The sequence below is a fragment of the Elusimicrobiota bacterium genome (genome assembly GCA_040757695.1).
Classification (GTDB): domain Bacteria; phylum Elusimicrobiota; class UBA8919; order UBA8919; family UBA8919; genus JBFLWK01.
The window spans coordinates 1-1516 of sequence record JBFLWK010000219.1 but is presented as its reverse complement, the minus strand read 5'-3'; the positions used below and the strand labels follow the sequence as shown (position 1 = coordinate 1516).

The window sequence follows — 1516 nt, the reverse complement described above, 5'->3', positions numbered from 1 at the left end:
GTTAAAACTACATTACTTGAAGAAAACTTATTAAATGAAGATAAAGAATTAGAAATCACTAAAATTTTCTTAAGGTCTAATCCTAAAAAACCAAAAGTTAAATTAACTGTAATGGATTATCAGGATAAATTTAATAATCTCTGTTCCCTGAAGGAGAAAGAATTAAATAGTATAGGTGATGAATTGGGTCTTGAGATGAGCAAGGCGGGGAGGTCAATTACTAATAAAGGTAAGAGAGGTCAAATTAGAAAATACGCTGAGGAACATAGTATACCTAAAGCATCCACTCAAATTGATTTATCTGATGATTTAGTGAAAATGCTTCTTTCATATTTACCCAAATTAGAGTTATTTAGAGCAGATACGAGATTGGGAGTAGATGAAACATCTTTTCAAAGCGAATTTAGACAAATTGTAACTGACACTGTTCAATCTATTCCACAGAAAAGCGAAATTGAAGAGAAAATAAAAAACGGACTAAGTACCGAGTTTACAAAAATTCACCAAAAATTATTACAACATACCGATGTATTAACTGATCTCAAGCCATATCCTAAATTTTCATGGGACAAATTAGTGGCATTTGATCTGAAGGGCGTTGATGAGGATGGTATTGAAGCGTCATTAAACAAAAGAGGAGCAGGAATAAGGCGTATGCTTATGGTTGCCTTTTTTCAATATCTTGCTGACCGTAAAGTAGCTGGCAAGGAGATTAATTTAATCTATGCCATTGAAGAGCCAGAGGCTTTTATTCACCCCGGATTGCAACGGGAGCTTGCAAAATCTCTTAATGAACTGTGTATAAGTGAATTCCAAATCTTAATAACTTCACATTCTCCTGTTTTTGCTGGTTTTTCTCCCAAAGAAGATCTTGTTTTATTAAAAAGAACAGGTGGAACAGCAGAGGCAATACAATCGCCTGCTTTAAATTTAGAAGAAGTTGCGGACGAACTTGGCGTTGAACCAAGTGACCAAATATGTGGTTTTAAAGCATGTGTCTTTGTAGAAGGTCCAAAAGATATTTTATTTTGGGAAACAGTATTCAAAAAATTAAAAGCAAATGGTAATTTTCCTGCTACACCTGCAGAAAAAAATATTGGTTTTATTCCTTATGGAGGTTCAGGTTTGAAACATTATATAGACAGGAAAGCTTTAAAAAATATAAATAGAAAATATCTTGTCATCGTTGATAGTGATCGTAAAAATATAAGTGATATAATCCCACAGAGAAAATTAAATTGGAAACAAGAATGTGAATCTGATGGCGGTAAATTTTTTATATTGCGTAAACGGGCAATAGAAAATTATCTACACCCAGAAGCACTGAAAAGGGATGGAAAACTTAATTCACCTTTTGATGATTTTACAGATATGAAATCCTTATTCGGTGAAAATGTAATAAAGACGATAGAAAAAATGACCGCTGAAGAGATAATTGAAAAGGTAAATACATTGATAATGGTATAGACAAAAATGAGATTTTAGAAATTGCATCATCAATTTTGACATTAACATG

Annotated in this window: 1 protein-coding gene; it reads left to right on the top strand. The window is 32.6% G+C overall.

Annotated features, from left to right (window positions below):
- On the top strand, nucleotides 1-1467 hold a 1467-nt coding region (locus tag AB1349_14280; protein ID MEW6558493.1), incomplete at its 5' end, for an AAA family ATPase.
- Nucleotides 1468-1516 lie beyond the last annotated feature (49 nt).